The organism is Acinetobacter sp. YH01005 (assembly GCF_013420465.1).
Lineage (GTDB): Bacteria > Pseudomonadota > Gammaproteobacteria > Pseudomonadales > Moraxellaceae > Acinetobacter > Acinetobacter amyesii.
The window spans coordinates 69,591-95,776 of sequence record NZ_VOYA01000010.1; the positions used below are offsets into that span (position 1 = coordinate 69,591).

A 26,186-nucleotide genomic window follows, 5' to 3' on the forward strand; every position below is an offset into this window, starting at 1 on the left:
TAATAACTCAAAAAAGGAGTTAGGCATGAACGCTAAAGTAAAGATTACTAATCGAGCAGGTGCAAGTTTCCCTGTACGTCGCATGAATTTTGATTTTGATGCGGTACCAGAGTACTGGATGAATGGCTCAGCAGGTTTGACACATTTTATGACCGCATTATCTGCTTTATTTCCAGCGGGTGAAATGTTCTTTATTGATAGTGTGCGTGCCGTACGTAAACACCCAGCAATCGCAAATAATGAAGCCCTACAAAAAGAAATTAGTGCTTTCATTGGTCAGGAAGCGATGCATACGCAAGAGCATGAAGGCTTCAATGCTTCTGCACAAAAATACGGTCATGATGTCGAAACACTTGATAAGGCAACGGGTCGAGTTATCCAAGGCGTGCGCAAAGTCTTTGCACGTATTGGTAAACCTGTTGGGATTACTCAAGAAATGGTGGATCTAACCGCAACCACGGCACTTGAGCATTTCACTGCAACGATTGCTTCACAGTTATTGGTTAACCCACATATTCAAGCTTTAATGACAGATGAAACCATGAAAAATATGTGGTTGTGGCATGCGATTGAAGAAAATGAACATAAAGCCGTGGCTTATGATGTTTTTGAAGGTGTCTTTGGTCAGGGAATAAAGGCCTACGCACTCCGTACAGGTTCATTGATTGGCGCAATGGTGACTTTATTCTTCGTACAAAGTTATTTTGTCGCTCGTTTATTAAAAGAAGATAACAAGCTTAATTTTGAAGCATTAAAAGATATTTATACCTATGGTTATAGCCCTTCAAAAGGCATCATCACTGGTATGGGGAAAGAAATGCTGATGTATTTTAAACCCGGTTTTCACCCGAATGATTTAGATACTTCAGGTTTGTTAAAAACGTGGAAAGTATATTTGGGGCTCTAATCACAGCGCTGTGGTGACTTTTTGAGAAGGGCGATGTAAATCGCTCTTTTTTTTTTATTCAACTTTAGAGGCAAACTTTTTATAATGCGCATACCCTAGCTATAGAAAGATAAACGAAGATGATTCGTTTGATGCAAGACGCTGATGTACAGCAGGTTTACGATATCGAGCGCCGCGTACAAAGCCATCCTTGGACCATAAAACAATTTCAAGAATCGATTGCTGCCTATCAAAGTACAGTGATTGAGCGACAAGGAAAAGTTGTAGGTTTTTGCATTTTACAACCCGTTTTGGATGAAGCAAATTTATTGCTAATGGCGATCGATCCGGGCCAGCAAGGCAAAGGCTTAGGTTTTCAATTGCTCGATGAATCTATTGCTTTACTCAAAAATAACCCCATTCAAATCTTCTTAGAAGTACGAGAAGGTAATCAACCTGCGATCCGTTTATATGAAAAAGCGGATTTTCATCAAATCGATTTGCGAAAGAATTATTATCCAAATGCCGATGGAACACGAGAACATGCCATTATTATGGTGAAGGCTTGTAGTGATGATTTTGCAGCTTTATTTAAATAAAAGTGGTGAAGCGTAGTCAGATTTAAAGAAAGCATTCGTGAATAAACGGATGCTTTTTTATTGAATATCTTTTGTTGATCCCTTTTATTTAATAATAGGATTATTCCAACCAGAAGGCAGGGTGGTCATAAGGGAATCCCCCAGTTGGCTGATTTCTTCTTGGGTCAGTGGTCGGTTGAGTCGACGCCATTGTCCATCAAGCAGAAGTTCCAGTGGAATATACTGAGATTTATAATTCATTTTTTGCGAATCGGGCACCCAATAGCCCAAGTAGACATATTGCAGTCCAAGCTTTTGTGCATGCTCGATTTGTTTCAGAATGGCAAAAGTACCTAATGAGCGACGGCTTTCATCAGGATCAAAAAAGGTATATACCGCTGAAATACCATCATCGAGTGGATCACAGGTAGATACACTGATCAGTTGCTCATCCAACCACAGCTCTAAAAAGAAACTGTCAGTGCAGCTATTGATTAAAAATTTTTCAAATTGATCTTGGCTGGGTGGGTACATATCACCATCAGCATGCCGTTCATTGATATAGCGTTCGTACAGGGCATAATGCTTTGCATCGGCATCTTGAGGGCGGCTAATTTTCACCGTTAAATCTTGATTCCGTTTCCACGCTTTTTTTTGCACGCTGTTCATTTGAAATTCAAGAACAGGCACACGTGAGGACAGACATTGGCGACAAAGATGACATTCAGGGCGATAGACAAAATCACCACTACGACGAAAACCCATGCGGGAAAGTTCAGATAACGTGACCACATCAATACGATGGACAGGGTCAAGAAAGACCATCCGGGCAGATTTATTTTCTAAGTAGCTACAATCATGCGGAGGCGTGATGTAGTACTGTAATTCGTTCAACAGGGACTTCGGTTGATAGGAATTCATCGTAATATCCCTCTTTTATTGTCATGCGCTGAGACTTGCCCATTGCGCTATTGTTTTACTTGAAAATACACTGTCCTGATACTTTTTCCAATCGATAGAGGGTTGTTTAACAACATCTTGTAACGAATTAAGGTATTGTTGGCGAGAAAGTGTACTCGCACCTAAGCTTAAGAGGTGATCGTTGACCAATTGGCAATCAATCCATGGCAACTGATTCTCTTGCCCGATGAGCATTAAGGTGTAAAACGCCATTTTAGAGACATCTGTTCGTGTACTAAACATAGACTCGCCAAAGCAGCCATGACCAATATTGACCCCATAGAGGCCACCTACAACAGTCTCGTTTTCCCAAACTTCAATGCTATAAGCATAGCCTGCGTCAAACAGCGCAGAATATCCCTGAATAATATCTTCTGAAATCCATGTTTCATTGGCATAACTACGCGGCAAAGAACATGAGCGAATCACAGTTTCAAACGCATGATTAATGGTGATCTTATAGTCCATTTTTTTCATGCTGCGTAATAACGATTTACTCGGATGATAGTCATGCGGTCGAATAATGCAGCGGGGTTCAGGACACCACCAACAAATTGGATCACCTTCACTGAACCATGGGAAAAGACCGTGACTATAGGCTTCAAACAGTGTGGAAGGGGAGAGGTCAGCACCGATGCAAATTAAGCCTTCACCTTCGGGATCGCATTCAACAGGATCGGGGAAAGTAAATTCAGAAGGAGGGAGTATCGGCATGCCAAGCTTCTTATTGAGGTATACGGATTTTTATCATACATAAAAAAGCCGACCATCAGGTCGGCTAATTTTTAAAAATGTTTAGCTAAGCAAATGACTTAAGCAAAAGATTATTCACCGAGTGCATCAAGGTATTTTTCAGCATCGAGTGCAGCCATACAGCCTGAACCTGCAGAAGTAATGGCTTGACGGTAAATGCTGTCGGCAATATCACCCGCAGCAAATACACCCGGAATAGATGTTTGTGTTGCATTACCCGCAGTTCCGCTTTGAACTTGGATGTAGCCATCACGTAGGTTTAATTGACCATCAAAAATACCGCTGTTTGGTTTGTGACCAATTGCCACAAACATACCAGTGACATCAACATTTTGAGTTGAATCATCTTGCGTAGATTTAATACGTACAGAAGTCACACCGGTGTTATCGCCAATGACTTCATCCACTTGGTGATTCCAGATGATGCTGATTTTACCTTCTTTTTCTTTAGCAAAAAGATGATCTTGCAGAATCTTCTCTGAACGTAAAGAGTCACGACGGTGTACTAAAGTGACATGCGATGCAATGTTCGATAGATACAGCGCTTCTTCGACAGCAGTATTACCACCACCGACAACCATGACTTTTTGGTTTTTGTAGAAGAAACCATCACATGTTGCACATGCGCTTACGCCTTGACCCATAAATGCAGCTTCAGATTCAAGACCTAAATATTGTGCAGTTGCACCTGTACAAATAATTAATGCATCACAAGTGAACTCTTCCATATCGCCTTTAAGTACGAACGGACGAACATTGAGGTCAACTTCATTGATATGGTCATACACGATTTCTGTGCCAAAACGCTCAGCATGTGCTTGCATTTGTTCCATTAGGGCAGGGCCAGTTAAGCCTTCTGCACCACCTGGCCAGTTGTCTACTTCTGTCGTTGTAGTCAATTGACCGCCTAATTGAATACCTGCGATGAGTGTCGGTTTCAGGTTCGCACGAGCAGCGTATACCGCAGCACTATAACCTGCAGGACCAGAACCTAAAATAATTAGACGTGAGTGACGAGCGCTCATCCGTAGAATCCTTTTTTTATATGATAATTTGTGGAATTATACGTCAAAGTTTGAAACGATTGTGTGAGATTAAAGTCGATATTATTGATCATCGAAATCGTTTTGAGCTATATAGAAGAAAGTTAACAACTATACTTAAATTATCTTGCATCTTTTTTATTGAACAGGTGCATAATAACAGGTTTAGATTCAGCCCATTTTTGTTGTGGGTAATGACAAAAACATTCATGAAGAATTGGTTACAGGAACGTATATGACAGCGGTGTCGGGTGCATATGCACAGCGCTTAATAATGACTTTATTCCTTGTTTCATTTGGGATATATCTGTTCCTTGCAACAGTCACATATACGCCATTTGATCCGGGATGGATGCATTTATCCAGTGATACTCAGCAAGTTTCAAATGCCAGCGGCGTCGCAGGTGCATGGATCGCTGATTTACTCTATGGATTTTTAGGTTGGGCAAGTCTGCTGATACCTGTCTATTTATTTCTCGAAGCAATTCAAGTCTGGTGGCCACGTAGTTTTCTAAACCGTCCATTTCGCTATGCTGCTCAGTTCTTTATTTTACTGGCAACTTCAAGTTTACTTTTCCTGTTTTGGAATGTTCCCGAAGATACTTTAGAAAATGCATCGGGCGGGATCATTGGCTATGAACTGGGTCAAAGTCTTGAACAAATATTAACGGTCTATGGTGCAGCAGTATTTCTCATTGCATTTTGGATCATGTTGTTCACTTTGGCCTTTGGTATCAAGTGGAATAAGACATGGGCAACCATGAAGTCCACACCGGCTTATCTGCAAGATTTGTTCTATCGCAATGTGCCTGAAGGCGACACCGCATTTGACCGTACAGTACCAACGACTAAAAAAGATAGTGCTGCTGCGCATGCATCAAAAGTGGTTGCACCAGTAACACCGGCCGACGAACATCATGCGGTCGATGTCGATCCTGTGGTACGTGATCGCGTCGCTGAACGTTTATTTGATGATATTGCCGATAAAGAATGGGCAGACAAAGAAGGCAATGCACAGCTTTTATCTGCGGTAGATTTGGCAGAGACTGCTACGCTATCTGATGAAGATTTTGAACATACCTTGGCGAAAGTGCATCAGCTTGAACAAGATCAACAACGTGTTGTTGCAACAGGTGAAGTTTGGCGCGCATTACATTCCAATGATGACCAACGGCACAAACAAGATATTGATGCTTTACTGAAAGCTGCAGAAGAAGAGCAGCCTGCCAATCAAACTGAATATTTCAACAAAGCAGCGGATGTGCATTCGACTTCTCCGACAGAAGCGGTACAACCTGCTAAAAAATCAGTGGATTGGGATGATGATGAGATCTTCGATGAGCTGTTAGCCGCTGTTCCAAATGGTAAAACAGCGACTGATGTGCATAGCCCATTTAATACAGCACAAAGTGAAAGTCCTGCAACGCATTCAAATGATTTTGCTACAGGTGCTGCTGCCACAGTTGCAGGTTTAGGTGGGGCAGCTGCACAAACGACAACGCTCACCACACCGAAAAATATCAGTGCTGAAGCTGAAATTAATGATCTCGATGATTTGCTGGTTGAAGAAGCAGAGCAAGCAATTGAACAGTCACAACCGGTTCGTACAACCAGTAGTTATGCGCAATCAACGCCTTTGGTTCGTGCTGAAATCAATACGCAGCCACAGACTTTTGTATCTGACGATGAAAAAGCCTTAATCAGCTCGAATAAAGATGCTTTCCGTGAAGTGTGGCAAGAAACGGCGGGCAAACCTGAAGACATCGATTTAGATCTCGAAGATGATTTTGACTTTGATGCTCCTTTAACCGATGCCTCTGGTCGTCCAATGTCACGTGCGATGCAAGTGGCACAAAAACGCTTGGATTTACCGACTTTGCCGGGCTTGGAAATCTTAGATCCGGTTGATCCGAACAAGAAAGTCAATTTCACTGCAGAGCAATTGTCTCGCTTGTCTGAACTTTTAGAAATTAAACTGCAAGAGTTTAATGTCAAAGCCAAAGTTGTAGAGGCACAGCCGGGACCAGTCGTAACACGTTTTGAACTTGATTTAGCACCTGGTGTGAAAGCGTCGAAAGTGACCAATATTTCACGTGACTTGGCACGTTCGATGTCTATGGCCTCTGTACGTGTGGTGGAAGTCATTCCGGGTAAACCGTATATCGGGATTGAAGTCCCAAATAGTTCACGTGAAATGGTTCGTCTTATTGAGCTGTTAGAAACTCCTGCTTACCGTGATCCAAATGCCTTACTTAGTATGGCGATGGGTAAAGATATTTCAGGTAATCCTGTCTTGGCCGATTTGGCGAAAGCGCCGCATATGTTGGTGGCAGGTACTACGGGTTCTGGTAAGTCAGTCGCAGTCAATGCCATGTTGTTGTCGATGTTGTTGAAATACACACCTGAGCAACTGCGTCTCATTATGATTGACCCGAAACAGTTGGAACTTGCCAACTATAACGATATTCCACATTTGTTAACGCCTGTTGTAACTGACATGAAAGATGCGGTGAGTGCATTGAACTGGTGTGTGAATGAAATGGAGCGTCGTTATAAGCTGATGTCTTTGATGAAAGTACGTAAGCTGACTGACTTTAACCGCAAAATTGAAGAAGCAATGGCTAATGGTGAAGATCTCATTGATCCAACTTGGAAGCCAGATGACTCAGCAACGCAAAGTCGTGCGCCACGTTTACAGCCTATGCCGTTGATCGTAATTGTTGCCGACGAATTTGCCGACATGATCATGCAAGTGGGTAAAAAAGCTGAAGAAATGATTACCCGTCTTGCACAAAAATCACGTGCAGCAGGGATTCATTTGCTGTTGGCGACTCAGCGTCCAACCGTAGATGTAGTGACAGGTTTGATCAAAGCCAATATTCCAACGCGTGCTGCGCTACGTGTGAACAGTAAACTGGATTCACGTACTATCTTAGACGCTGGTGGTGCGGAAGACTTACTGGGCCATGGTGATATGTTATTCCTCGGACCGGGGAAAATTGAACCTGAACGGGTACATGGCGCGTTTATTTCAGACGATGAAGTGAACCGTATTTGTGATGCATGGCGTGAGCGCGGTGAACCGAATTATGTCGATGAAATCCTCACGCCTTATGATGAAGAGCCGACATCTCGCGGTTTTGAAGATGGTGATGGTGGATCAGACCGTGATGCGCTGTATGATCAATGTGTTAGTTTCGTTTTGGAAACACGTAAAGCATCGACTTCATCTTTACAGCGTAAATTCAGTCTCGGCTATAACCGTGCTGCACGGATTATTGATCAGATGGAAGAAAATGGTATCGTCAGTGGGATGGGGCCAAATGGTAAACGAGATATTTTGGTCTAAGTCCTAAAACAAAAAACCTGCTTCGGCAGGTTTTTTTTATTTTTAGATTGTGAACTCTTCTTGGTAGAACATGGACTGGGCCAGTTCGATAAAAGCTTTGCAGGCCGGGCTCATGAGTTTTTGATTTTTTACGGCGAGTCCAATCTGCCGTTGGGTATTTGGAAAGAGTGGACGTTTAACCACATGTGGATGTAGCGCCAACAGCTCAGCAGGCATAGCCATATCCGCAACGATAGCAATCCCTTCCTGTAAATTCACCATGTTTAAAATGGTTAACAGTTGCGACATTTGATAGGTAATTTTAGGTTGTATGTAGTGTTGTTTAAGCAGTTTTTCGACATGGGACTGGCTGCCCGCACGGGTCATAATAAAGGGGTAATTTTGCAGGTCTTGGATATTTAAATGACTGTGTTTGGAAACTGAATAACTATCTGGAATCAAGGCAATGAAAATGTCTTGAATTAACGGGAAGGTGAACAGTTGCGGCTTGGGGAGTACGGCAAAACCAACATCAATCTGACGTTCAGAAATCCAACGAGACACTTCTGCATCAGTACCTTCTTCGACATAGATTTCAATGTGTGGATAACGCTCTCTATATGCCTTTAATAGCTCTGGAAGCAGATGAATCGAACTAGAAGAACCAAAAGAGCCAATTCTCAGCGTTCCTTGTTGAATACCATGTGCGGCATGCACTTCTTGTTGCATGATTTGTGCGGTATTGATGACTTCTTTAGCATGCAGTAATAACTGCTGACCAATATGAGTCAGGCTAATTTCGCCTTGTTCACGGCTAAATAAGCTGACATTCCAATGCTGCTCTAAACACTTTAGGGCATGAGAGACAGCTGACTGAGTAATTCCCAGCTGTCGAGCAGCGAGAGTAAAGCTTTGTTGTTCTGCGACTTTAATAAAGATTTCAAGCTGAGAAAATGTCATTGCCATGAGTAATTACTCATTTTGTTATGAGTCTAGATGAGGATTATATTGTGCTACATAAATGGTTAAAGATGAAATAGCTACTTTATTTCAAGGCGTACAGCATGAATATCGTCGTCGCATTGTTTCCCCTCGTTGCATTAATCGCGATGGGCTATGTGCTTAAATATACACAGTTTGTTCAGAATGAATTTTGGGCAAATTCAGAAAAACTTAATTACTACGTTTTATTTCCTGTGCTGCTATTTTTGAATGTATCAGCCGTGCAATTGGATATGAACATTGTTTCACGAATGTTGACAGTACTGGTTGCGGGCACCTGTTTGATCAGCATCGTGTTGTGGGGGATCATGCAGTTTATGCATATCCCCGTGCAGCGTTTTGGCGTGTATATCCAAAGTCATATTCGTTTTAATACCTATATTGGCTTGTCATTAATGGGGGCGCTGTTTGGCTCCACAGGCATGCAGATGTTTGCCATGTTAATTGCCGTTGCCGTCCCCTTAGTGAATATTATTTCAGTCTTGGCGTTTTCAAATTTAAGTGTGAAGCAATTAGGGCAGACCTGTCAGTCCATCGCAAAAAATCCCTTAATTTTAGGCTGTGTTGCAGGGGTATTGTTTAATTTATCAGGCTTGAGTCTGTTTGAAGGCTTACTTGAACTATTAAAAATCTTGGCAGCCATGAGTTTACCGCTCGGACTACTTTCTGTTGGGGCAGCATTACAGTTTCAGCAAATGCGCGCCGATCTACGTCGTTTAAGTTTAAATACGATAGGGCGTCTCATGTTAATGCCATGTATTGCTTATCTATTGAGTACATGGATGGGTTTGACTGATTTTGAGCGGATGATTTTAGTGGTCTTTTTTGCTTTGCCGACGGCATCATCGTCTTATATTTTGACACGCTATTATCGGGGCGATTCACAACTGATGGCGGCGATTATTAGTGTACAAACCATTGGTTTTGGCTTGATGTTTCCATTGCTCATGTTGATCGTGCATTGATCATGATGATATTCAATAACGCCGATTTTAAATCTGATAAAAAAAGCCCGCATCATGCGGGCTTTTTTTTGGTACTCGAAATTAAGCAAATTTTGCCAATACTTCGAGGAAACCTGCGCTTTGACGTGGGTATTGAGCAATTACGTCATGAATACGCTGACCTTCAGGATTAGTTGCGTTCACATCACGGCCATCGGCAACGAATTGAGTCAAAAGACGCTCATAGTCATTTGGACGCATATGTTTGAAAGCATGGTAAAGCACGTGAAAGTCGCCATTCACTCCTTCAGGAGGAAGCTGAGTAAGGTAGGCAAATACACGCTCATCTGACCATTCTTCGTTGAACGTTGCTGGCTGAGATAATGCCATCGCAATCTCCTTGCTGGTTTAAAAATACAAAAAGGCAAAAATGAGTACGCAAGTAAAATGGTTTTATTCGTCATCTCTAAGTTAAGCGACTCATTTTATGGTTGGATCAAAAGTTATTTTTTATCCCGTTTACTCGAAGCAAAGCTTTTGATCTAACAAAGGAATAAAACTAATCCAGCCCACTCGAAGCAAAGCTTCTCATCTTGCGGCTGGGTAAAGCAGCGCTTTACTGATCCAGCCTCACATTTTGCCTTGATTCAATTTACTTGGCTAATCAGAATTCAGATTAACGTTCTTCAGGCAAATTGATATTCATTTCAAGCATTTCAATATTCGCTTCAGAACGAACAGACATTTGAATATGTTGCTCATCTACACCACGAACATAGCGGTTTACTACTTGCATGATTTCTTTTTTCATCATGTCAATCTTGTCTTGGCTAAGGCGTTTACCTAGACCATTTTCAGATGCCACGATGACTTTTAAACGGTCTTTTGCCGTTTGTGCGCTTGACGGTTTCTCGTCGCTGCTAAAAAGTTTGCTCCAGAATCCTGCCATGATTACGCTCCAAATAGACGTGCTAACCAACCCTTAGGTTTTACCGTAATATGACGGTAAGGGCGCTCTTCACCAAGGAAACGTGCAACAAGGTCATCATACGCTTGGCCAGCCGCTTCTTCTGTAAACAGAATCACTGGTTTACCTTCGTTTGATGCTTGTAGAACGCTTTTACATTCAGGAATAACACCTAAAGTCGGTACGCGTAAAATATCTTTTGAAATGTCATCAATCGTCAACATCTCTTGTTTATCCGCACGTTCTGGATTGAAACGTGTAATACAGAGATGCTTACGGATACGACCTTCGTTTTGTTCTACTTTTTTGGTTTTGCTGTCGAGCATACCAATAATACGGTCAGAGTCACGTACCGAAGAAATTTCTGGGTTCGTCACAATGATCGCTTCATCAGCATGATACATTGCTAAAATTGCACCACGTTCGATACCCGCAGGTGAGTCACAAATAATGTAATCGAACTCTTGAGAAAGTTCGTCCATCACACGTGCTACACCTTCATCTGTTAACGCGTCTTTATCACGTGTTTGAGATGCTGGCAAAATGTAGAGATTTTCAATATCTTTATCGCGAATAAGCGCTTGTTGTAATCGAGCTTCGTTATTCAATACGTTTACAAAGTCATATACAACGCGGCGTTCACAGCCCATGATCAAGTCAAGGTTACGTAAACCCACATCAAAGTCGATCACAACAGTTTTGTGGCCGCGAAGGGCTAAACCTGTTGCAAAAGATGCGCTTGTAGTTGTTTTACCTACGCCACCTTTACCTGATGTTACGACAACAATTTTCGCCACCGAATCCACTCCTGTTATGGTTTAAATCCCCTTTTTTAATTAGGGGTTTGGTGATTATTTATACATTAAAATTGCAAAGCTTCAAATACTAGCTCTTGCTGGTCATTCAAATAAATATGTACGGGCTGTTTGACCACATGAGGTGGAATATCATCAGCGACACAGTAAGTCCCTGCAATTGAAACTAATTCAGCTTCTAATGAATGACAGAAAATACGTGCAGCCGTGTTCCCACCAGCTCCGGCAATGACTCTACCACGAGCACTACCATAAATATGTATATTTCCTGAAGCAATTACTTCTGAACCGCTATTAATACCAGCATTAATAATGATATCGCCATGGTCTTGGACTAAACATTGACCTGTACGCAAGATTTCATTGTGATACGACGTAGCATGACGAATGGTCGGTACTTCGACTGCAGCAATTTTATCTTCGGTTTTTTCTTCTGCAGGTGCGGGTTCTTCAACCACTTGTTCGCGTGTCGGTTTAACTTGTTGTAGTTTGCGATCCGCAGGAACTACGGGAAATTGGATAGCACGTGCTTGGTCCGATAGCGGACCTTCAGTGACACCAATCGGTTGAATTTCAATACTAATAAGTAGTTGAATCAGTGCAATTAGTTCTTGATCAACCGTACTTTCAATCACGGCTAATGTTCCGGGTGGAAAAGCCTTTTGGAACATTGGAGTAAGTTGCTGGCGGATCGCATCATGATCATTGGTATCGAGGTGAATGCGAATCGCATTGACCATTTTGCCTTTTATCCGTATATCAGCCATATTGAATCCTTGAGACTTCTAACTATTACTTTTGTGCCGAAGTAGTTATGTTGTAAATAGAGCAAATCCTAGAACAATTTGCATGAATACTCTAGCGGAGTTCGCAATTATTTTTGACTAAGTGTTTATTCTGTAGCTTGGTCCTGTTCCTGCATAATCTGCTGCCACTGTTTTACTTTCACTTGCTTACGAATGGCTTCTAGACTTTCAAAAACCGCAGAGCGAACCAACTCATCCAGCTGGGCATTATTTTCGATTTCAATACGGCTAACACGCTGTGAAATGTCTAAATATAGATTGGGTTTTTGAGCCGTAGATGTATTGGGATAAGCCAATGGGGAAATTAAACCTTGGGTAATATTTTCACCCAAACGTTGCCCGATACTTTGAATCTGCTGTTCAATGCGGCTGCCAACGATTGGCACTAAGCGCAATAGCTGCGTGAGCTCGGGGGTATCTTCAATGGCCTGACTGACGATTTGTCCGACATTTTTGGCGATCAATTCACGTTCAGTACGTAGCTCTTTGCTTAAATTTTCTTGCAAAATCTCAGCTAAAACTTGGGTGAACATCTCACGGTGATGCTGCACAAGATTACTAATTAGGTCTTTATGGGTTGTACTGGTATTGAGCTCATGCTTAACACCATCTAACACGGTAAGTACTACTCGATCAGACAGTTCTTCCATCACCACACGATAATAAAACAAAGCTTTCTTTTGCCATGCCGATGGCACGATCTGATAACCCATTTCATACAGTCGATAGGCAATCACGCCCGCGCGAAATAAACGCAGGAAACGTAAATGCGGCACAATAGCTAAAATTTCGTACCAATGTATAAACGGGAAGAAGAACCAGCGCTGATGGTGCTTGTTGATGATGGCAATCGCCCAACGCACCAACAGTTCTACAATCAAAAAGATAATGAACCACGCTTCGGTGGTAATCACCCACGGATGCAAATGTTCACGGTAAAAACTCAGCACATCGGGCAGGTGGATACTGTTAAAGAACCAACTGCCAAGATTGCTCATGAGGAAAAAGTTCATGCATAGGCAGAACAAGTTAAAAACAATAATAAACACCATGAAAATGTCATAAATCAAAAACAGTTTGAATGACCAACTGTTTGGATTGACATGATGATATTTAGATTTCTTGTTTTGCGGCATGCTGTTCTGCGACATAAAAACTTCTTCTTAATTATTCAGTAACTGAGTATTTAGCTTTCATACGAGTAATGAGTTGGTCTTTCTCTGTCCACAGCTCATCCACCCAATGCTGAAATTTTTCACGGAACTCTACGTCATCTTCATAGTTGCCGCCATGCACCCACGTTGGAATTTCAATTTTACGTAAATCCACGGCTATGCGTGGAACTTCACCGAGCCAAAATTCGCCATAACCCGGCGCACCATTTGGATAGACGATGGTCATATCCACGAGGGCATCAACTTGATCCCCTAAAATATTGAGTGCCAGTGCTAAACCACCTGCTTTCGGCTTTAGAAGGTTTTGATACGGCGACTGCTGCTGCGCATGTTTTTCAGGTGTAAAGCGAGTGCCTTCCAAATAGTTCAGCAGGGTAAAAGGCTGGCTCAATAACTGTTCACAAGATTTACGCGCTTCTTCCATATCTCGATATTTAAGTTCAGGATTTTTCGCGATTTGTTCTTTGCTATGACGTTTCATCATTGGAAAGCCTAAAATTTTAAAAGCTTGTCCCACAAATGGAATGAAAATGAGCTCCCATTTGGTAAAGAAACGTGTCAGTGGCATACGGGTTAAACCAAAATATTGGTTAACTGTTGTATCGACCCAACTCTGATGGTTACAGGTCATGAGATAACGACCCTGCAAATTTAAATCGAGGTCTTCATCGATGGTGATATCCCATTTTGTGTTGGGTAAAACGTGATCAATTAACCAGTTATTGACCGTGAGCCAACTGTTGGTAATTTTTATGTTGGTTTCATCAACCTTTTTTGATTTTTTAAAGAGTTTGGTTAGACCAAGGGCTAGTACAGGAGGACCATGGAAAAAAGTACTGCCTGTCATAACTGAACCGACGGTAAGTCCTTTGCTAATTTTTTTTAGTGTCGGTTGCTTATTTGTTTGAGATGACATATAAAAAGTCCTAGCGGAAATTGTCCAAATAATGATTGATTCTAATAAATATAGTTCGAGTTGATTAAATAAAAAAGGGCATCTGCAGAACTGTGAAGAAATTGTGATGGAATTAACAAATAAATCTCGTATTCATATTACAAATTGTAACTAAACGTTTTATTATTAACAAAAAATCAATGGTTCAGCCATTTGTTTTACTTCATCATTTCAACCATACAACAAAACACAAAGAAGGAGGCATGCAATGCGTGCACTAGTAATTTCGGCAGTAGTTGGGGCAATGGCACTTACTGGTTGTCAAAACATGGAATATGACAAAGCAGCAATCGGTACTGGTCTAGGTGCTCTTTTAGGCGCTGGTATTGCTTATTCTAATGCTGATAAAGACAAAATGGGTCAAGCAGCTGCAATTGGTGCTGTAGTTGGTGGTGGTGCAGGTCTTCTTCTTGATAAGAAAGAACAACGTCTTAAACAAGAATTGGCTGGTACTGGTGTTGACGTAGGTCGTAATCCAGATGGTTCGATCAACCTTGTTATGCCATCAGTAACTTTCGCAACTAACTCTTCAACTATTCAATCTCAGTTCCAATCTGCGTTGAATGACGTTGCTAAAGTATTGCGTGAAGACGGTACTGCAAACAAACTTGCAATCGTTGTACACGGTCACACAGATAACACAGGTTCTGATGCGATCAACAACCCACTTTCTCAAAACCGTGCAAACTCAGTGAAAAACTACCTAGCGTCTCAAGGTATTTCTTCAACTCGTATTACTGCACGTGGTTACGGTTCAACTTCTCCAGTAGCGGATAACTCAACTGCTGCAGGTCGTGAACAAAACCGTCGCGTAGAAATCTCAGTTTACGAAACTAAATAAGTTTTAGTTCGAAACGAAAGGCCACCCTCGGGTGGCTTTTTTTATGGCATTTTTAATGACCGATAAAATACATTTTGCATTAGGCAAGATCGTTTCAGATGACTATAATCATCCTCGAATTAATAAGAGGAAAGACTATGTCACTGGCAAGTCAGTTGAACGACAAGCAACTTGAAGCAATGAAATACACTCAAGGACCCTTGTTAGTACTTGCAGGGGCAGGTTCAGGCAAAACATCGGTGATTACCCGTAAAATTGCCTATTTGGTGAAGCATTGTGGTATTCCTGCGCACCGTATCACCGCGATGACCTTTACCAATAAAGCTGCGCGTGAAATGAAAGAGCGTGTGACGAAGCTGATGAGCCGTGAAGAGGCAAAAGGGCTGTCGGTTTCTACATTCCATAACTTCGGGCTAAACATGCTCCGTTTGGAATTAAAAAATACACCACTGAAAAATAACTTTTCAATTTTAGATGCAGATGACTGCAAACGCATTTTGATGGACTTAATGCATCGCGACAATTTATCCGGTGCAGAAAGTAAAGAGCTGATTGCCAAAGCCATGAAAATGATTTCAGATTGGAAAAACGATCTGATTCCACCTGAGCAAGCGCATACCACCTGTGAAACAGCAGAAGACGTTCAGTTTGCACATCTGTATCAACTGTATGAGCGTAATTTACGTGCCTACAATGCTGTGGATTTTGATGATTTGATTGTCATGCCGACGCGCTTATTACAAGAAAATGCAGAAGTGCGTGATCGTTGGCAGAATCGAATCCGCTATTTATTGGTCGACGAATATCAAGATACCAACACCGCGCAATATATTTTGGTGAAATTACTCGTGGGTGTTATGGGACAGTTCACCGCGGTAGGTGATGATGACCAATCGATTTATGCATGGCGTGGTGCTAAGCCTGAGAATATGGCTTTATTGAAGGAAGATTTCCGTAATCTGAAAGTGATTAAGCTTGAGCAAAACTATCGCTCGACCAGTCGTATTTTAAAAGCTGCCAATACAGTTATTGGCAATAACCCACATATTTTCGATAAAAAGCTTTGGTCAGATAAAGGCCATGGTGAAGTGATCCGCGTGATTACTTGTCGTAATGACGATGATGAATCAGAACGCGTCGTAAAAGACTTGATTACGCACAAGCTGATGAACGGTAAAAATTGGAAAGACTACGCCATTTTATACCGTGGTAATTTCCAAGCGCGTGCTCTAGAGACACAGCTACGCCAAATGCAGATCCCGTATAAATTATCGGGTGGTCAGTCTTTCTTCGCTCGTGCTGAAATTAAGGACTTGATGAGCTACTTACGTTTGATCATCAACCCTGAAGATGACAGTGCATTTTTACGAATTATCAATACGCCAAAACGTGCGATTGGTCCTGTGACTTTGGAAAAGCTTGGCTTATTTGCGCAGGAAAGTAATTTATCCTTACTCAGTGCAGCAGGTGACCAGCGCTTAAGCATGGCGATTCCGAAAAAAGCCACAACCCAATTGGCCGAATTTGCGGACTTTATTTCGACCTTTACTCGTGAATTATTAGAAGATGATGAACCTGTTCCGATCATTCGTCGCATGATGATTGAAGCAGGTTATATCGACTATGTTAAAGAATCTGCAGCTACACCTGCGCAGGAAAAAACCAAACTGGATAATATTGAAGTGCTATATAGCAGTATTCAAAGTTTGATAAACCGCGCTGAAGATGTAGATGAAAAGAACATTGAAAGTGTGATTCGTAAAATGGTGCTGCTCGATATGTTAGAACAGCAACAAGAAGAAGAAGACACCGATAAAGTCAATTTGTTAACACTTCATGCGTCGAAAGGTCTGGAATTTCCATTCGTTTATTTGATTGGTCTGGAAGAAGAAATTCTACCGCATAAAAACTCCATTGCTGCCGACACGGTTGAGGAAGAACGTCGACTGATGTATGTGGGGATTACTCGTGCACGTCAAGGTTTAACCATGACTCTTGCAGAGCAGCGTAAAGCCGGTGGTCAAATGCGACAAATGACACCAAGCCGTTTCTTGGACGAACTGCCACAAGATGAATTGGAGTGGTTAGGGCGCAAGAAAAAGCTGGCAGGGGATATCGATCCTAAACAGCAAGCACAGCATTATTTAGAAAATTTACGTGCGCTGATTAAGCGTTAAAGCTTAAAGCGTAGAATATTTTATTTATTTTTTGAAATTCGTTTTATTGAAACAGGAATGGACCATGAAAGTTCAAGTTAAAGTTCTCGACACACGTTTAGGTACGGAATGGCCAATGCCAACTTATGCAACAGCAGGTTCAGCAGGTCTTGATCTACGTGCATGTGTAGAAGAAACCACCGTGATTGAACCGGGTCAAACTGTTCTGGTAAAAACAGGCCTATCGATTTATATCGAAGATACTAACTTTGCAGGTTTAATTTTGCCGCGTTCAGGCTTAGGTCATAAACACGGAATCGTGTTGGGTAACTTGGTCGGTTTAATTGATTCTGACTACCAAGGTGAATTGATGGTATCTGTTTGGAACCGTAGCCAAACGGCATTTAGCCTAGAGCCGGGTGAGCGTTTAGCACAATATGTTTTAGTGCCAGTTGTACAAGCTCAGTTTGATATTGTGGATGAGTTTGAAGCCACTGAACGAGGAGCAGGCGGTTTTGGTCATACAGGTAAAAACTAATCAGCGCAAGACTTTTGATCCAGTGTGTTGACAAGTAAATGCCTACAATCAAGTAGCGAATAAAAAAACCATCCTCGTGATGGTTTTTATTTATATCATTTAATTTAAATTTTTAATTTATTCAAATTCAAATCGATATTTAGAATATTTTGGATCTTATCGGGATTTTTAATTCTGATGAATTTACTTGGTTTATATTTTAGAGGTGAGGGTAAAGAATAATTAGAATTTTGTATATTGGTTTAAATTTGATCGATTTACTATATTTATACACATTAGAAAAATGAATTAAAAATGTTTGAAAAGTAAAATATTTAAAACTAAGGGATGATTTGATAATTTTTTTAATATAAAATATTGATTTAATTTTAAAAATAATTTAGCGGATAAATGTTATTGTAATTTTTAGATCAGTATTTAAATATTATTAATTGATTATTAACTAAAATTGTTATAAAAAAGTTACACTTTTTTACAGGATTTTATCCTTTAATTAAAAGCTTAAATTCTCATGAGAATTTTAGATTTTTTAATTAATAAAGATGTAATTAGAAGAACATAGTATGGGTTCACTGTTTAATCACTTTCCGCAACATATTTTTCGTGCATATGATATTCGCGGGAAAATATCGCTATTAAATGCTGATTTAGTTCAGTCGATTGCTTACGGCTTAGTAAAACAATATTTAGATGCAGGTCAAAAGAGCCTTGCTATTGGCTATGATGCGCGTTTAACCAGTCCAACCTATGCAACAATAATTCAAAAAGTCTGCCATGATGCTGGCCTTGAAGCGGAAATTATTGGCTGCTGCTCAAGCCCGATGTTGTATTTTATTGCGGGACAATTTCAAGGCAATGGCATTATGGTGACGGCGAGCCATAATCCAAAATCAGATAATGGTATCAAGTGGATTATCAAAGGTGAGCCACCTTGCCCGGAGATGATTCAACACGTCGCAGTCGAAGCACGAAATTGTTTTTCATCGGAACGTGTACATTTGATGACTGAACTTGAGCCACACGAAATCAAGCCTGAATATTGTTTGGCCTATCAGAAATTTATTTTAGATGACATTCATTTACAGCAACCACTTAAAGTTGTGATCGATGGCATGCATGGTTCAGCTGGGCATTGTGCAGCCTTATTATTAAATAAATTAGGCTGTGAAGTTTTGGCATTACGTTGCCAAGCTGATGGACATTTCCCTGATCATGCTCCAGATCCATCACAGCTCAAACATTTAACCCATCTCCGCCAAGCTATAAAGCAACAACAAGCCGATATTGGCATTGCTTTAGATGGTGATGGTGATCGTTTAGTGCTGATTGATGAAACTGGCAAAGTGGTTTCTGCAGATCGATTATTGTGTTTATTTGCTGAAATTTGTTTGACTCAAAAACCACATGCAGAAATGGTATTTGATGTGAAATGTTCAACAATGATTCGCGATACTGTGTGTGATTTAGATGCGCAGCCTGTCATGATTCGAACGGGCAGTAGTTTCTTGCGAAAATATATTTCCCAATCTAAAGGCAAAGCGGTTTTTGGTGGTGAATACGCAGGGCATTATGTTTTTAATGACGGTCGTGGTGGTGGCTACGACGACGGTCTATATGCTGCCTTAAGGGTCTTAGAATATATTCAAACTCAGGGGCTGACATTGTCAGAAGCTTTGGCGAAATATCCGGAGCGCTTTAGTACCGAAGATTTATATGTCAGTACGCATCAGCATGATCCAGCGGAAGTTTTAAAGCAGGTTGAAGCTAATTTTGCGCGAATTCCGGCACAAATCAGTAAAATTGATGGAATACGCCTTGATTTTGATGATGGATTTGGCATCATTCGAGCATCGAATACAGGTGAGTATTTCACTTTACGCTTTGATGCCAACTCATCAGAACGCTTAAAAGAAATACGAGATCTGTTTGTTTCCATGTTAGTTGAGCACTATCCAGACATTGCTCATGACATTCCAGATGCTCAATAAGGAGAGGCAAATGCCACATCAACATACTGGCATCGACAAAGCACAAATCCTGACGGAAGCTTTGCCGTATATTCAACGTTTTGCGGGTAAGACGCTGGTAGTGAAGTATGGTGGTAATGCCATGACCGATCCTGAGCTTGAGAGCTCATTTGCACGTGATATCGTATTGCTGAAAACGGTTGGTCTAAACCCGATTGTGGTACATGGCGGTGGTCCACAAGTGGATTCATTCCTTAAACAATTAGGCCGTGAGTCTGATCGTATTGACGGTATGCGCGTGACTGATCCTGCAACGATGGAAGTTGTCGAGATGGTCTTGGGCGGCAGCGTGAACAAATCGATTGTGAACTTAATCAATAAACACGGTGGCCGTGCCATTGGTTTAACGGGTAAAGATGGTAATTTGATCCGTGCGCAAAAATTATTGATGGAAAAAACAGCCGAAGATGGTTCAGTAAAACAGATTGATTTAGGTCTCGTTGGCGAAGTGGTTGGTGTGAAAACTGACGTACTTGAAATGTTTACCCAAAGCGATTTTATTCCTGTGATTGCACCATTAGGTGTAGACGAAGACGGCAACACCTATAACATCAATGCTGACTTGGTTGCAGGTAAAGTGGCGGAAGCATTGGGTGCGGAAAAGCTAATTCTATTGACCAATATCACGGGCGTTTTAGACGAAAATAAAAATCTGCTGACTGGATTAACCACCCAAGAAGTCGATCGTTTGATTGAAACTGGCGTGATTTACGGCGGCATGATTCCGAAAGTTGGCTGTGCATTAGATGCAGTCAAAGGTGGCGTAATCAGCGCGCATATTGTTGATGGTCGTGTACCTCATGCAACATTACTTGAAATTTTTACGGATCATGGTGTGGGTACATTAATCACCAATCGAACCAATGTGAAAAAAGCTTAAGATACTTAGCATTTTTTGATATAAAAAAGCCTCTTTTGAGGCTTTTTTATTATTTATCAGTTGGCTAAGTGAGATTTGTAAAGATCAAATAATGTATTTGCCTTGTTGGATTATAAAAACTCTTATAATGGCGCCGATTTTAGATTTACAACAACTAAAACTGTCATGCACAATAGAGAAATCATAGATTTACTGCTGAAATGATCAATATGTGCCAGCTGCTCGGAATGAATTGTGCGACTCCCACCGATATTACTTTTTCGTTTCGGGGATTTTCGCAGCGAGCAGGAATTACCTCAGATCATTGTGATGGCTTTGGTATCGCTTTTTTTGAAGATAAAGCATGTCGTTTATTTGTCGACAATCAATCTGCTGTAGAGTCTCCGATTGCTGAGCTGATCCGAAACTACCCGATTAAATCTCGCAATGTGATTGCACACATTCGTAAAGCGACGCAAGGCAAAATTAATCTTGAAAACTCACATCCATTTAGTCGTGAATTGTGGGGCAGACAGTGGATTTTTGCGCATAATGGCGACCTGCATGGCTTTCAGCCTGAGCTCACAGGGCGCTTCAGCCCCGTCGGCAATACCGACAGTGAATTGGCCTTTTGCTATATGCTCGAGCAAATGGTGAAACGTTTTGGTTATACCGAACCTACACTCGATCAGGTGTTTGATCTGTTATTAGAAATTTCTCCTAAAATTGCAGAACATGGCACCTTTAATTTTTGTTTGTCGAATGGGCAGGCGCTATTTAGTTATGCGATTACCAAGCTGCATTGGCTGGTTCGAGAGTTTCCATTTCAGCCTGCACAGTTGATTGATATTGATGTTGAAGTCGATTTTAGTGAAGTCACTACGCCTGAAGACCGTGTTGCCGTGATTACCACTGAACCCTTAACACAAAATGAAGTTTGGACAGCATTTGAGCCGGGTGAAATGATTTTATTTCAACATGGTCGTCCAATACGTGCTGCAAAGACGGTTGTTGAACGTTTAGAACGTGAGCGGCTAGACCCATCTTTAAAACGTGTCACACGTGCAGATCAGTATTAATTTTGAATGAAAGATATTCATTATAAAAATGAATATCTTACACTTTATTGAATTAAGGGTATTTTCTAAGATATTGAATTGATTAAAAAATATCTTAGCTTTATGCTCGGGATTAAATAAATTAACATAATAAAAACAATTGATTACAATATAAATGGCAGTATTTCAATTAAAACCAACCTTTTTACTTCATTTTTATTTAAGTTCTTTAATTATATGATGAAATTTACGTGATAAGTCCTTCATATTTATAGGTGGTCGTAATGAAAATGAAATGGGTTCCAGAATACAATACTGGTATCGATGTGATTGACGATCAACACAAACGGATTCTTGACTACATCAATGAAATTGATGGCATTGACGCAAATACAGATCGTGATCGTGTAAAACAAATTCTGGAAAACATTATTGATTACACGCAATCACATTTTACCTTCGAAGAATCTTTACAAGAAGAAGCGGGTTATAAATATCGTGTGCCACATAAACGCGTACATGATTTATTTATTAAAAAAATTGAATCTTACCGTGACCGTTTTGAAATGGGGCATGCGATTGAAAATGAATTACATGAAGTGCTTTCAAAATGGCTGATTAACCATATTCAGCACGATGATGCTGATTATGTCGGTGCGGTTAAAGAAAATATGATGGGTATCATCAAAGAAAAAGAAAAGAAAAAAGGCAAAAATTGGTTTGCACGTTTCTTTTCATAACCTCAAAAAATGAAATAAAAACAATTAAATTCTAATAATATCATTTGCGCAGCAAATCACCTTTAAGGTGATTTGCTTTTTGTTTTTGATTTTCAAGGCACAGCAAGGCAAAATAGCGCTAGAATTTTCAAAGGAATTTGTCATGCAGGACAATGCGATGTCGAAATGGTTATCGCCACTGATGGCGTTCTGTTTATCTTTTATCATTATTGCAACTTTAGCACCGGTAACAGGTATTCAAATTGAACGTCAGCTAGATTTCTGGCTGTTGTGGCTAGGTACAATGCTTATTTTAGCTTTACCGCTATGTTATTTGGAAATTGCTTTAGCAAAACGTTCAAAAATTACAGCAGTTCAAGCACTGTCTTCGCTAACACGTGATGCGGATGCTTCACCCAAATGGCGTATAGTCGGTTGGCTTGCCGTAGTATTTATTCCATTTTTAGCAGGTGCCATGCTTTCAGCCGCGTCGCAATATGTGGCAATTTTTACAGCTAATGGCTTTGCCTATAGCATTATTTTGGCTGTCCTTGCGGTCATTGCATTTGCATTGTCGTTTGTACCACGCCAATTTTTAGTGATTTTGACCGCTATTGGTGTGATTGCTGCAGTAGTTTTAGCGAATGTTATGGGAACTGCCTTACCAGAGTGGAAAATGACTGCGCTCGAATTTAGTGAGTGGGGCAATGCAACTGTCTTGGCGCTCGTAGCAAGTGGTTTGGGGATGGGCTTGTATTGGCAGTCAAGTTTACCAGCCGTGAAGCAACAAGAGATTGCAAGCAAAACGGTATTTCCGATTTGGATCGCTCAACTTTTGGCAGTGGTTGCTTTTGCCTTTTTCGCAGCAAAAGCACAAGTATCTGCTTTAGCACTGGTTGTGGGTTTAGTCGCAGCTTCAGCATTGCTGATTCAAATGGCACGTGAACAATTACAACAACGCCAATTGGCCATAGTGGTGCAATGGGCGATTTTATTGGTTGCGGTTTTTGTATGGGCACTGAGCACTGTTGTTCCAGTATTTAATATTGCCTTGTTGATTTGGGGCTTAATTATTTGTCTGATTTATGCGATTTTCGCAGGTTGGATTATGAAGATTAGTCATCTACGTAAGTCAATGAACTTCAGTCATGAAACCTTTTATAATATTTGGCGTATTGCTGTACGTATCGTAGTGCCCTTGTCAATAATATTGGCATTGGTGGCTGTGATTGGGCAGTTATTCTAATGACAGCTCAGTTACAAGTGTGGGTGGCTTATGCGAGCGTGGAACAGCAGATATTAATTCCTCTAATCTTTAATCCCGGTATGACGGTTGAAGATGCTATTGTGCAAAGTGGCATTCGAAAACAAGTAGATTTACCAGAAGTATTAACACTAGGAATCTTCGGGGCGCGTGTAAGCGATTCATCTCAGTTACTTGAAGCAGGTGATCGTGTCGAAATCTATCGTGCATTAACCATTAATCCGAAAGATATTCGTCGTAATCGCGCCAAGAAAAATCCCGTCGGCCGTTATTGTCGAGGCAATCGTTTCAAGCAATTGTACTTATAAAAAAAACCCCTAAATTTAGGGGTTTATTTTTATCTTAAAGCGACTATAGTGGTGGCGCAGTTAAAATCGCTTCTTTAGAACCTGGTAAGCCCGGTTGAGACTCTGGAATGGTTTCTAAGCCTTCAATTTTTTGAACGATACCGTTTTGGTCAAAGAAGATTTTTAAGTGTTGACCATGTGCAGCAGGAATCTTGGCTTTTTTAGCATATGTTCCTGGGGTATACTTATAAATGTAGTCCCAACGTAACGGATTCATTGGATCGGCAACAGTTGGACTACCTAGCAAAAAGCGAACTTGTTGGTGGCTCATTCCCACTTGAATTTTAGCCGCTTGTGCTTGAGTTAAAGGTGTACCTTGTGGAATATCAACTTTATAAACGCCCAAGGTTGAACAGCCTACGAGCAATGAAGTGACGAATAACGTCAGCATGATTTTTTGCATTTTGCTAAACTATCCCAAATTAATTATGATGCATTTGATCCAAGGATAGATCATACTGCATCTACACTTTGTTGCATATTCCAACTTTAATTTTGTTGAGAGACCTTTTTTCATGCCTATTTCAAATCAAGATTTACGTAAAGCTGGACTTAAAGTTACACTTCCACGAATTAAAATATTGGAATTGCTTGAAAATTCAAGACAACATCACTTAAGCGCAGAAGATATTTATAAGACTTTACTTGAACAGGGTGAAGATGTGGGTTTAGCAACTGTGTATCGCGTGTTAACACAGTTTGAAGCTGCAGGTATTATTCAACGCCATCATTTTGAAAACAATCATTCTGTTTTTGAGATTATGCAAGAAGATCACCATGACCATATTGTGTGTCAAAACTGCAATAAAGTGGTGGAATTTACTAATGATGTGATTGAGCATGAGCAACATCAAGTGGCAGAAAAATTTGGTTTCCAACTTACAGGTCACTCATTAAATCTTTATGGCTATTGTGATGCGCCTGAATGCCAAGAAGCATATCGTAAAAAATAATCCGATGCGGATGAGAATGAATAAAAAACAGACTTCATGTGAAGTCTGTTTTTTATTTCCGAAAGCGTTTAAGCAAAATTAATGTTGACCATCAAAGGTAATATTTGAATTTGCACGCAGTAAATGCTCACCGCCTTCTTCAGACAATTTAATTTGTAGACGCAGGTCGTTCGGTGAGTCGGCATGTTTGAGCGCATCTTTGTAGCTAATTTGCTTGGCTTTATAAAGGTCATATAAGGCTTGGTCAAAGGTTTGCATACCTAGTTCACGAGAACGCTTCATCAGGTCTTTAATTTCATGCACTTCACCCTTACGGATTAAGTCTGAAATTAAAGGTGAGTTGATCAAAATCTCAATGGCAGCACGACGTGAATTACCATCAATGGTTGGAATCAACTGCTGCGCAACCATTGCTTTTAAGTTCAAAGACAAGTCCATGAACAGTTGACTATGACGATCCGCTTCAAAGAAGTGAATGATACGGTCGATGGCCTGGTTGGCGTTGTTGGCATGCAGAGTAGCAAAAACCAAGTGACCGGTTTCAGCAAAGGCAATCGCATAGTCCATGGTTTCACGTGAACGAATCTCACCAATCAGAATCACGTCAGGTGCCTGACGTAGCGTATTCTTTAAGGCAATTTCGAAAGAGTCAGTATCAATACCCACTTCACGTTGGGTAATGATACAGCCTCGGTGTTGGTGCACAAATTCAATCGGGTCTTCAATCGTAATGATATGACCTTTGCTATTTTCATTACGATAGCCAATCAAAGATGCCAAAGAGGTTGATTTACCTGTACCCGTTGCACCTACGAAAATGATAATTCCACGCTTGGTCATCGCTAATTCTTTTAAAATGGGTGGTAATTTCAACTCATCCATCGTTGGAATAACGGTTTCGATACGACGCAGCACCATACCTGGCTGGTCACGTTGTTGAAAGGCGCTGACACGAAAACGAGCAGATTTACTGGTATTGCTAATGGCAAAGTTACATTCACGCGTATCGGCAAATTCCTTACGCTGTTTGTCAGACATAATCGAATGTAAGATTTGACCGACAGTCGGGCCCGGTAACTTAGTCGAGCCAATTGGCAAAATTTGCCCATTGATCTTAATCGAGGGTTCAACATCGGCTGTAATAAACAAATCCGATGCTTTTTTCTCCACCATATAATCAAGTAAGCCGTTAAAATCCATAACGATCGCCCC

The 26,186-nt window shown here is 40.8% G+C and carries 26 protein-coding genes; 14 read left to right on the forward strand and 12 right to left on the reverse strand.

Annotated elements, in window-relative coordinates:
• Positions 1-25: 25 nt before the first annotated feature.
• On the forward strand, positions 26-907 hold the full coding sequence (locus FTT72_RS09080) for a metal-dependent hydrolase (RefSeq protein ID WP_168379090.1): 882 nt from the start codon (positions 26-28) through the stop codon (positions 905-907).
• 119 nt (positions 908-1,026) lie between these two features.
• The gene (rimI, locus tag FTT72_RS09085) at positions 1,027-1,485 is read left to right on the forward strand and encodes a ribosomal protein S18-alanine N-acetyltransferase (protein ID WP_168379089.1); all 459 of its coding nucleotides are present in this window, start codon (positions 1,027-1,029) and stop codon (positions 1,483-1,485) included.
• An 84-nt stretch (positions 1,486-1,569) separates the two neighbouring features.
• Here rimI and FTT72_RS09090 read toward each other — a convergent pair whose 3' ends face one another.
• From FTT72_RS09090 to trxB, 3 genes are all read right to left on the reverse strand, one after another.
• Positions 1,570-2,385 carry an arginyltransferase gene (locus FTT72_RS09090; protein ID WP_168379088.1) on the reverse strand — a complete coding sequence of 272 codons (816 nt, stop codon included), beginning with the start codon at positions 2,383-2,385 and terminating at the stop codon, positions 1,570-1,572.
• Between the two features lie 21 nt (positions 2,386-2,406).
• Positions 2,407-3,138: a leucyl/phenylalanyl-tRNA--protein transferase gene (gene aat, locus FTT72_RS09095; RefSeq protein WP_180041054.1), complete on the reverse strand. Its 732-nt coding sequence runs from the start codon at positions 3,136-3,138 to the stop codon at positions 2,407-2,409.
• Between the two features lie 110 nt (positions 3,139-3,248).
• On the reverse strand, positions 3,249-4,202 hold the full coding sequence (gene trxB, locus FTT72_RS09100; protein WP_180129874.1) for a thioredoxin-disulfide reductase: 954 nt from the start codon (positions 4,200-4,202) through the stop codon (positions 3,249-3,251).
• Between the two features lie 253 nt (positions 4,203-4,455).
• Between trxB and FTT72_RS09105 the strand changes: the two genes are divergently transcribed.
• Positions 4,456-7,569, forward strand: a complete 3,114-nt coding sequence (locus tag FTT72_RS09105) for a DNA translocase FtsK (protein ID WP_180178250.1) — start codon at positions 4,456-4,458, stop codon at positions 7,567-7,569.
• 42 nt (positions 7,570-7,611) lie between these two features.
• On the opposite strand, the gene FTT72_RS09110 is transcribed toward FTT72_RS09105, so the two are convergent.
• A complete protein-coding gene (locus FTT72_RS09110) occupies positions 7,612-8,508 on the reverse strand; it encodes a LysR family transcriptional regulator (RefSeq protein ID WP_180178264.1) in 897 nt (298 codons plus the stop codon).
• A gap of 104 nt (positions 8,509-8,612) precedes the next feature.
• Here FTT72_RS09110 and FTT72_RS09115 point away from each other — a divergent pair, with 104 nt between their 5' ends.
• Complete coding sequence (locus FTT72_RS09115; protein WP_180178251.1) at positions 8,613-9,515, forward strand: AEC family transporter; 903 nt, start codon at positions 8,613-8,615, stop codon at positions 9,513-9,515.
• Between the two features lie 81 nt (positions 9,516-9,596).
• Here the strand turns inward: FTT72_RS09115 and FTT72_RS09120 are convergent, their stop codons facing one another.
• The 6 genes from FTT72_RS09120 to FTT72_RS09145 all read right to left on the reverse strand — a co-directional run bounded on the left by FTT72_RS09120 (position 9,597) and on the right by FTT72_RS09145 (position 14,173).
• Complete coding sequence (locus FTT72_RS09120) at positions 9,597-9,884, reverse strand: PA4642 family protein (protein WP_067766167.1); 288 nt, start codon at positions 9,882-9,884, stop codon at positions 9,597-9,599.
• Between the two features lie 286 nt (positions 9,885-10,170).
• A complete protein-coding gene (gene minE, locus FTT72_RS09125) occupies positions 10,171-10,443 on the reverse strand; it encodes a cell division topological specificity factor MinE (RefSeq protein ID WP_078190039.1) in 273 nt (90 codons plus the stop codon).
• A 2-nt stretch (positions 10,444-10,445) separates the two neighbouring features.
• A complete protein-coding gene (gene minD, locus FTT72_RS09130) occupies positions 10,446-11,258 on the reverse strand; it encodes a septum site-determining protein MinD (protein ID WP_067670152.1) in 813 nt (270 codons plus the stop codon).
• A 65-nt stretch (positions 11,259-11,323) separates the two neighbouring features.
• The gene (gene minC, locus FTT72_RS09135) at positions 11,324-12,043 is read right to left on the reverse strand and encodes a septum site-determining protein MinC (protein WP_078193110.1); all 720 of its coding nucleotides are present in this window, start codon (positions 12,041-12,043) and stop codon (positions 11,324-11,326) included.
• Between the two features lie 125 nt (positions 12,044-12,168).
• Positions 12,169-13,233, reverse strand: coding sequence for a preprotein translocase subunit SecA (locus tag FTT72_RS09140; protein WP_373423587.1), 1,065 nt, complete (start codon positions 13,231-13,233; stop codon positions 12,169-12,171).
• Between the two features lie 16 nt (positions 13,234-13,249).
• Positions 13,250-14,173, reverse strand: coding sequence for an acyltransferase (locus FTT72_RS09145; protein WP_180041048.1), 924 nt, complete (start codon positions 14,171-14,173; stop codon positions 13,250-13,252).
• Positions 14,174-14,420: 247 nt separating this feature from the next.
• Here FTT72_RS09145 and FTT72_RS09150 point away from each other — a divergent pair, with 247 nt between their 5' ends.
• The 9 genes from FTT72_RS09150 to FTT72_RS09190 all read left to right on the forward strand — a co-directional run bounded on the left by FTT72_RS09150 (position 14,421) and on the right by FTT72_RS09190 (position 23,982).
• The gene (locus FTT72_RS09150; RefSeq protein WP_180004246.1) at positions 14,421-15,053 is read left to right on the forward strand and encodes an OmpA family protein; all 633 of its coding nucleotides are present in this window, start codon (positions 14,421-14,423) and stop codon (positions 15,051-15,053) included.
• Positions 15,054-15,190: 137 nt separating this feature from the next.
• Positions 15,191-17,230 carry a UvrD-helicase domain-containing protein gene (locus FTT72_RS09155; protein WP_078193107.1) on the forward strand — a complete coding sequence of 680 codons (2,040 nt, stop codon included), beginning with the start codon at positions 15,191-15,193 and terminating at the stop codon, positions 17,228-17,230.
• 64 nt (positions 17,231-17,294) lie between these two features.
• Complete coding sequence (gene dut / locus FTT72_RS09160) at positions 17,295-17,747, forward strand: dUTP diphosphatase (protein WP_111885270.1); 453 nt, start codon at positions 17,295-17,297, stop codon at positions 17,745-17,747.
• Positions 17,748-18,310: 563 nt separating this feature from the next.
• Complete coding sequence (locus FTT72_RS09165; protein ID WP_180178252.1) at positions 18,311-19,735, forward strand: phosphomannomutase/phosphoglucomutase; 1,425 nt, start codon at positions 18,311-18,313, stop codon at positions 19,733-19,735.
• 10 nt (positions 19,736-19,745) lie between these two features.
• Positions 19,746-20,654: an acetylglutamate kinase gene (gene argB, locus FTT72_RS09170; protein WP_078190033.1), complete on the forward strand. Its 909-nt coding sequence runs from the start codon at positions 19,746-19,748 to the stop codon at positions 20,652-20,654.
• A 209-nt stretch (positions 20,655-20,863) separates the two neighbouring features.
• Positions 20,864-21,712: a class II glutamine amidotransferase gene (locus FTT72_RS09175; protein ID WP_180073195.1), complete on the forward strand. Its 849-nt coding sequence runs from the start codon at positions 20,864-20,866 to the stop codon at positions 21,710-21,712.
• Positions 21,713-21,975: 263 nt separating this feature from the next.
• The gene (locus FTT72_RS09180) at positions 21,976-22,431 is read left to right on the forward strand and encodes a bacteriohemerythrin (protein ID WP_078190032.1); all 456 of its coding nucleotides are present in this window, start codon (positions 21,976-21,978) and stop codon (positions 22,429-22,431) included.
• Between the two features lie 142 nt (positions 22,432-22,573).
• The gene (locus FTT72_RS09185) at positions 22,574-23,656 is read left to right on the forward strand and encodes a hypothetical protein (RefSeq protein WP_180004250.1); all 1,083 of its coding nucleotides are present in this window, start codon (positions 22,574-22,576) and stop codon (positions 23,654-23,656) included.
• Positions 23,656-23,982, forward strand: a complete 327-nt coding sequence (locus tag FTT72_RS09190) for an RnfH family protein (protein WP_180004252.1) — start codon at positions 23,656-23,658, stop codon at positions 23,980-23,982. The genes FTT72_RS09185 and FTT72_RS09190 overlap by 1 nt, the downstream gene beginning before the upstream one ends.
• A 43-nt stretch (positions 23,983-24,025) precedes the next feature.
• On the opposite strand, the gene FTT72_RS09195 is transcribed toward FTT72_RS09190, so the two are convergent.
• Positions 24,026-24,424, reverse strand: a complete 399-nt coding sequence (locus FTT72_RS09195; RefSeq protein ID WP_078193102.1) for an outer membrane protein assembly factor BamE — start codon at positions 24,422-24,424, stop codon at positions 24,026-24,028.
• A 112-nt stretch (positions 24,425-24,536) separates the two neighbouring features.
• Between FTT72_RS09195 and fur the strand changes: the two genes are divergently transcribed.
• Entirely contained in the window at positions 24,537-24,974 is a 438-nt protein-coding gene (gene fur, locus FTT72_RS09200; RefSeq protein WP_078193101.1) for a ferric iron uptake transcriptional regulator, read from the forward strand.
• 78 nt (positions 24,975-25,052) lie between these two features.
• Here the strand turns inward: fur and FTT72_RS09205 are convergent, their stop codons facing one another.
• Positions 25,053-26,174 (reverse strand): PilT/PilU family type 4a pilus ATPase, encoded by a 1,122-nt coding sequence (locus tag FTT72_RS09205; RefSeq protein ID WP_180178253.1) that lies wholly within the window; start codon positions 26,172-26,174, stop codon positions 25,053-25,055.
• Positions 26,175-26,186: the final 12 nt, after the last annotated feature.

Excerpts from the sequence above, each read along its gene's own strand:
- aat (WP_180041054.1), bottom strand. The coding sequence starts at position 3,138 with ATGCCGATACTCCCTCCTTCTGAATTTACTTTCCCCGATCCTGTTGAA.
- FTT72_RS09140 (WP_373423587.1), bottom strand. The coding sequence starts at position 13,233 with ATGTCGCAGAACAGCATGCCGCAAAACAAGAAATCTAAATATCATCAT.
- trxB (WP_180129874.1), bottom strand. The coding sequence starts at position 4,202 with ATGAGCGCTCGTCACTCACGTCTAATTATTTTAGGTTCTGGTCCTGCA.
- FTT72_RS09165 (WP_180178252.1), top strand. The coding sequence starts at position 18,311 with ATGGGTTCACTGTTTAATCACTTTCCGCAACATATTTTTCGTGCATAT.
- FTT72_RS09175 (WP_180073195.1), top strand. The coding sequence starts at position 20,864 with ATGTGCCAGCTGCTCGGAATGAATTGTGCGACTCCCACCGATATTACT.
- dut (WP_111885270.1), top strand. The coding sequence starts at position 17,295 with ATGAAAGTTCAAGTTAAAGTTCTCGACACACGTTTAGGTACGGAATGG.
- fur (WP_078193101.1), top strand. The coding sequence starts at position 24,537 with ATGCCTATTTCAAATCAAGATTTACGTAAAGCTGGACTTAAAGTTACA.
- FTT72_RS09115 (WP_180178251.1), top strand. The coding sequence starts at position 8,613 with ATGAATATCGTCGTCGCATTGTTTCCCCTCGTTGCATTAATCGCGATG.
- FTT72_RS09190 (WP_180004252.1), top strand. The coding sequence starts at position 23,656 with ATGACAGCTCAGTTACAAGTGTGGGTGGCTTATGCGAGCGTGGAACAG.
- FTT72_RS09195 (WP_078193102.1), bottom strand. The coding sequence starts at position 24,424 with ATGCAAAAAATCATGCTGACGTTATTCGTCACTTCATTGCTCGTAGGC.
- FTT72_RS09120 (WP_067766167.1), bottom strand. The coding sequence starts at position 9,884 with ATGGCATTATCTCAGCCAGCAACGTTCAACGAAGAATGGTCAGATGAG.
- FTT72_RS09150 (WP_180004246.1), top strand. The coding sequence starts at position 14,421 with ATGCGTGCACTAGTAATTTCGGCAGTAGTTGGGGCAATGGCACTTACT.
- FTT72_RS09090 (WP_168379088.1), bottom strand. The coding sequence starts at position 2,385 with ATGAATTCCTATCAACCGAAGTCCCTGTTGAACGAATTACAGTACTAC.
- FTT72_RS09105 (WP_180178250.1), top strand. The coding sequence starts at position 4,456 with ATGACAGCGGTGTCGGGTGCATATGCACAGCGCTTAATAATGACTTTA.
- FTT72_RS09185 (WP_180004250.1), top strand. The coding sequence starts at position 22,574 with ATGCAGGACAATGCGATGTCGAAATGGTTATCGCCACTGATGGCGTTC.
- minE (WP_078190039.1), bottom strand. The coding sequence starts at position 10,443 with ATGGCAGGATTCTGGAGCAAACTTTTTAGCAGCGACGAGAAACCGTCA.
- rimI (WP_168379089.1), top strand. The coding sequence starts at position 1,027 with ATGATTCGTTTGATGCAAGACGCTGATGTACAGCAGGTTTACGATATC.
- FTT72_RS09110 (WP_180178264.1), bottom strand. The coding sequence starts at position 8,508 with ATGACATTTTCTCAGCTTGAAATCTTTATTAAAGTCGCAGAACAACAA.
- minC (WP_078193110.1), bottom strand. The coding sequence starts at position 12,043 with ATGGCTGATATACGGATAAAAGGCAAAATGGTCAATGCGATTCGCATT.
- FTT72_RS09080 (WP_168379090.1), top strand. The coding sequence starts at position 26 with ATGAACGCTAAAGTAAAGATTACTAATCGAGCAGGTGCAAGTTTCCCT.
- FTT72_RS09145 (WP_180041048.1), bottom strand. The coding sequence starts at position 14,173 with ATGTCATCTCAAACAAATAAGCAACCGACACTAAAAAAAATTAGCAAA.
- FTT72_RS09155 (WP_078193107.1), top strand. The coding sequence starts at position 15,191 with ATGTCACTGGCAAGTCAGTTGAACGACAAGCAACTTGAAGCAATGAAA.
- FTT72_RS09180 (WP_078190032.1), top strand. The coding sequence starts at position 21,976 with ATGAAAATGAAATGGGTTCCAGAATACAATACTGGTATCGATGTGATT.
- FTT72_RS09205 (WP_180178253.1), bottom strand. The coding sequence starts at position 26,174 with ATGGATTTTAACGGCTTACTTGATTATATGGTGGAGAAAAAAGCATCG.
- argB (WP_078190033.1), top strand. The coding sequence starts at position 19,746 with ATGCCACATCAACATACTGGCATCGACAAAGCACAAATCCTGACGGAA.